Source organism: Microcystis sp. LEGE 00066, assembly GCF_015207925.1.
In the GTDB taxonomy this organism is placed as follows: Bacteria; Cyanobacteriota; Cyanobacteriia; order Cyanobacteriales; family Microcystaceae; genus Microcystis; species Microcystis ichthyoblabe_A.
Map to the genome: position 1 here is coordinate 1 of NZ_JADEVX010000251.1, position 4,892 is coordinate 4,892.

Annotated in this window: 4 protein-coding genes; all 4 read right to left on the reverse strand. The window is 40.4% G+C overall.

What is annotated here, in order from left to right:
• Positions 1–135 precede the first annotated feature (135 nt).
• Positions 136–2,187 carry an FAD-dependent oxidoreductase gene (locus IQ224_RS21605; RefSeq protein WP_002742830.1) on the reverse strand — a complete coding sequence of 684 codons (2,052 nt, stop codon included), beginning with the start codon at positions 2,185–2,187 and terminating at the stop codon, positions 136–138.
• Positions 2,188–2,430: 243 nt separating this feature from the next.
• Positions 2,431–2,994: a Uma2 family endonuclease gene (locus IQ224_RS21610; RefSeq protein ID WP_002742828.1), complete on the reverse strand. Its 564-nt coding sequence runs from the start codon at positions 2,992–2,994 to the stop codon at positions 2,431–2,433.
• 46 nt (positions 2,995–3,040) lie between these two features.
• On the reverse strand, positions 3,041–4,567 hold the full coding sequence (locus tag IQ224_RS21615; RefSeq protein ID WP_002742827.1) for a bifunctional aminoglycoside phosphotransferase/ATP-binding protein: 1,527 nt from the start codon (positions 4,565–4,567) through the stop codon (positions 3,041–3,043).
• Between the two features lie 84 nt (positions 4,568–4,651).
• On the reverse strand, positions 4,652–4,892 hold a 241-nt coding region (locus IQ224_RS21620; RefSeq protein ID WP_194032842.1), incomplete at its 5' end, for a transposase.

Genomic DNA, 4,892 nt, shown 5'->3' on the forward strand with positions numbered 1-4,892 from the left:
AAAGACATTGGGCGATTTTTGTCAATTGTTTTTTATCTAAAGCGAACTAATCAATTAAATCCCTTACCAGATAAAGATTTTGTTGATTTATGCCCCCCTATCGAACCATAACAAGTAACGAAGAGCCAACCCTAATTAATACCAATTATCTGTCGACCGGAAAATTGAGGCATCGGGGAACATAGTTGGATTACCACTAGCGTCGATTTTTTGCCGTAATTCTCGCAGTTGTTTATTCCCGATGAGAAAATCACTTTCTACTAATTGATAGGGCAGTACATTATTATCTAAAGCATACACTGCCGTGATGCCAGCAGCTACCCCAGAGGACCACTCGAAGGAATGGACACGATAGGCGGCCGCGGCAATATGACTGAGAGCGATACTTTTACCCGCTATCAGTAAATTATCGATTTTTTGGGGAATTATAGCCCTTAAAGGTATCTCAAAAGGATAAGCTTGGCCCTGTCCCTGTCTTTCTCCTGCTTTTTCTGTATTACCCGGTTTTTCGGGGGGATGTTCCGTCATGCAGGGATGAAAATCAATCGCATAGTGACCGATACCGACGGAATCGGGGTAAATAGTCGAGCGCTTGCGTTTAACGGCCTTGTCGGGGGATAATGTGCCATCAAGTACGGAAAATCCCTCTAATCCTGCCAAGGTGGCAATTAAGCGCCGATATTCTGCTGGCGAAAGATTTTGACGATAGAAATCGCTTTGAAAATTTTGTCGGGAAATATCGATTTCTGTGACGGTAAAACCAGCGGGGAAAGTCAGGGAAGGACGACCGATAATCCGTCTTGCTTCCCGAATATAGGGATATTTTGACAAACCGTGAGCAGTTCCCATGGGAGAATCAAAACCGGACAGATAACGGTTATTCAAATGGGGAACTTTTACCCCGTCTCCTAACTGGGAATCGGTGGTTCCTTCTACTAGCCAATAATAGTAGGAAATGGCGTGTTCTTCGCCCCTTGCGAGGGTTTCGGTGCGTAATCCTCCCATCCATCCCCCGGGAGATAACTGTCCTAACTCTTGCAACTGTTCACGGGTGTAGATAAAGTTATCCTTGGCAGTCCCCGGACGATAATCATTTCCCCAGGTCCAATTCTGCATGGAGATATCCCCCGGGACGGGTTCGGTAAAAGTAATTCCCCCAAAGGTTTTCTCTTTACCCAGTTGTGGACTCCAAATACGACGATAGGTGAAAACCAGGTCAAAATCGGCTAATCGCGGCAGTTCATAGCTAAAATAGGGGGCATAGCGTTCGTAATAAACGGGTTTCTCGTGGGTTTGGGGTTTTTCTGTTTCCTCCATGGCGAAGGTATAGGTAAAGCCTTGGGTACAGTAGGGGTCTCCAGTGACGCTAGAGGAAGAAGGTTCGAGATAACTGCGCTTATCGACACCTAAACGGTAGGGAATATCTGATAATCCGATTATTTCCCCGGTTTCGGTCGCTTCAATCACATACCAATCTGCTAATTGATTCGGTTGGGAGGATTTGGGGACAAAACGGAGGATTTTCTTATCAAAACGGGGAGAATTTTCGTAGCGATAGATATCCGCCATTTTTTGCGATAAAAACTCGGTATTTAGGGGAGGAGTACCTTTTGCGGGACTATGTTGAATAGCAATTACACTGGTAATCTGTTGACCGGTGCCGCGATTGGGTAAAGTTTCAATATTTAATTCCTTGACTACCGTGGAGGGAAACCATTTCAGGGTTCCTTTACCTTTTTTGGCAGCGTCTTCTAACTGTTGAAATAATAATTTATGTCCGTCAAAAGGGAAAAAACAAGACCCACTTACCCAACATTCCCCGGGGTTTTGTTTGCCGTAATGCTTTCTAATTCTTTCCCTAAATTCTAGATAACCTTTCGGGAAAAATAATTTTTCTCTTTGTGTGCGTCTTTCATCTAATGCGGAGGTTCCCTGAGAAGATATCTGTCCCCCCACCCAGTCGGTAATCTCGGTTAAACAGACGGTTTTTCCTAATAATAAAGCTTCGTAGGCTGCACCAGCACCGGCTAAACCACCACCCACCACCAGAATATCACAGCCGACGCTTTGATCTGGTTCTCGCGGGGGGGACGCTAGGGTAAGGGGAGTGAAAGCTTGTAGGAGAAATAATCCCAGAGAGAGGGATTTAAGAGGAGTAAAGTGATGATTGAAAATTTTAGGGGACATTATTGACAAATATCAATGTTATGGCTGAGAGTTTCTTCTTTCTTTGAAGAAGTAGCTAGAGCATCTGTTCCTGAAATCCTGATGTTTTTTTTGGGGGATATTGAGAACTTTGTAGCTTGATACTGGCTTTTAAGAGATTATACACCTCCAAGCTGACAATCGATCGCTTTTCTGGAAATGTCTTGACAAAATAGAGATAGCCTGATTCGGTGTCATTCCCTTTGTTATTCCCTGTAATCCTTCCTAGGTTAAATGCAAAACAAACCTGGGTAAGACATCTTCCCCAGATAAAGTAGCAGGTAAATTAATAATTTCCACATCGCTATTTAGTCGGTAGATTTCCACCTGCTGCTGTTGAGGATTAATCAACCAACCCAAACGTAAACCACTGGCTAAATATTCGCGCATCTTTTCGCGTAAAGAGGTTAAGGAATCGGTACGAGAACGTAATTCAATCACAAAATCGGGACATAAAGGTGGGAACTTTTCTCGCTCTTCTGCGCTCAAAGCTTCCCATCTCTCCCGTTTTATCCAAGCAACATCAGGAGAACGATATCCTCCATTTGGTAAACGAAAAATTGTCGAAGAACTAAACACCTCACCAAGTTGAGTTTGCTCGTTCCATACCCCAACTTTAACAATCAAATTAGCTTCTTGTTTACCAGTATTTCCACCCACGGGAGGCATAATTAATAATTCTCCTTTTTGATTACGTTCTAAATTCCATGTTTGATTAGCCTGACAGAGATGATAAAATTGTTCATCGGTCAGATTAACTGTCTCTAGATTTAACACTACAGTTTTCATAATCGCTTCTCCTTTTTGCTACTTTATATCATTGATTCATATCAACCTATTTACCTAATTGACTCTCTAAAAATTCTCGCCAATCGGGATTAGTAGTGTCTAGGGAAATTAGATAGGGTTGTTCCTTTTCATTAAAAGGTTCTGTTTTCTCAATTTGGGCATTTAACACCTCGATAGTAGCGTCAGAAATATCGCCTTTTCTAGCGGCAATCCGTTGTTTTAAAACTTCTATAGGTGCGTGACAATGGACGATATGAAAAGGAATCTTTAAATTTTGGGCATAGGTTAATAAGGGTTCTCGCCAAGCATATTTATCGTAGCGTGCATCGAGAATAACTGGATAACCTAAAGTTATTAAAATTCGGGCTAATTCCGCTAGTCTAGCGAAGGTTTTTTGACTCATTTCGAGACTATATATATCTAGACTTCCTGTTTGATTTAAGTCAATTCCAGCCAAATGTTTGCGAACTGCATCGGAACGAATCTGAATAGCATTAAGATTTTTAGCAATTACTTTCCCTATGGTACTCTTACCCGATGCAGAAAATCCCGACATCAGAATTAATCTCGGTTTCTGCGGTTGTGTGTACTGCCAAGCTAATTGATAATAATCCTGTGCATCTGCTTTAATTTTCTCAGAAAAAGTGTCACCATCAAGCAGAAAACTATTGACTTTTGCCCTCACATACGCTTGTCTAGTCAGGTAGAGAGGCAAGACTTTTAAACCCTCCCAGTCAGCGGTTTGTTCTAAATAAGTATTGACAAATAAATTAGCGAAATCTTCTCTCCCCCTAGCGGTTAAATCCATGGCTGTAAAAGCAAGATCATACATGACATCAACGAAGCGAAAAGATTCATTAAATTCTATGCGATCAAATAATTGTATTTCTCCCTGCCACTGACAGATATTATTTAAATGTAGGTCTCCATGACATTCGCGAATCATCCCTTTTATTTGTCTTTCCTCTAACCAATCTCGGTGTTCTGCGAAAAATTTATCTGTATAAGCTTTTGTTTCATCGTATTGTTTTTGGGTTTGGACAAAATTAATATATTTCTCGGTTTGTTGGTAGTTTTCATCAAAAGCTTGTTTAACAATTTCCAAATTGCCAAACTGAGTAATATAGGAATTACTCACAGCTTGCCGATGAAATTGTGCCACTTTTTCAGCCAAAGACTCGATCGCTTTTTCCGTTAGTTCTCCCCGTTCAAAAATTTTACTGAGTAAACATTCTTGGGGAAACTGATTCATTTTTAAAATATATTCTATCACTTTTCCTTCTCCATTTAAACTTATGCTACCCTGTTCTTCATTAATTGACAAAACTTCCAGATAGATATTGGCGGCAACTTTTTTATTTAACTCTAGTTCCTGTTCTAGATAATATTTTCTCTTTTCTAAAGTGGAGAAATTCAAAAAATCATAATTAACTGGTTTCTTGACTTTATAGGCATAATCTCCTGTCAAGAAGATAATTGAAGCATGGGTTTGGATAATTTCAACGGGAATTTTGACAGAATGAGGATAAAAGTCGGGATTTTTTAATTCTTCGATTAATCGGTTGCTATCCATAGGGAGAACTCCTCGGTGGTACATCTCATTTTTGTAAATTTACTAAGTTGAGATTTTTGGCTCTTCGTTACTCTTTATGCTAAATCAACAGACAAGATGCCAAGATAACATACTTCTAACCCAAAAATTCCGAAAGTTTCTAAAGCCATAGCCTCTCCGTTTTATTAGTTTAAGTTTATTGTTGATTCCCTCGACCATCCCATTCGTTGTCCTTCGCTCGAAATAACTAATTATTTCTCCAAACCAGTTTCGGATTGTTTGACAACTCTTAGTAAAAACACTGGAGGATTTTGCCAACCATTCCGAGATGGATAGCATTCCCTCT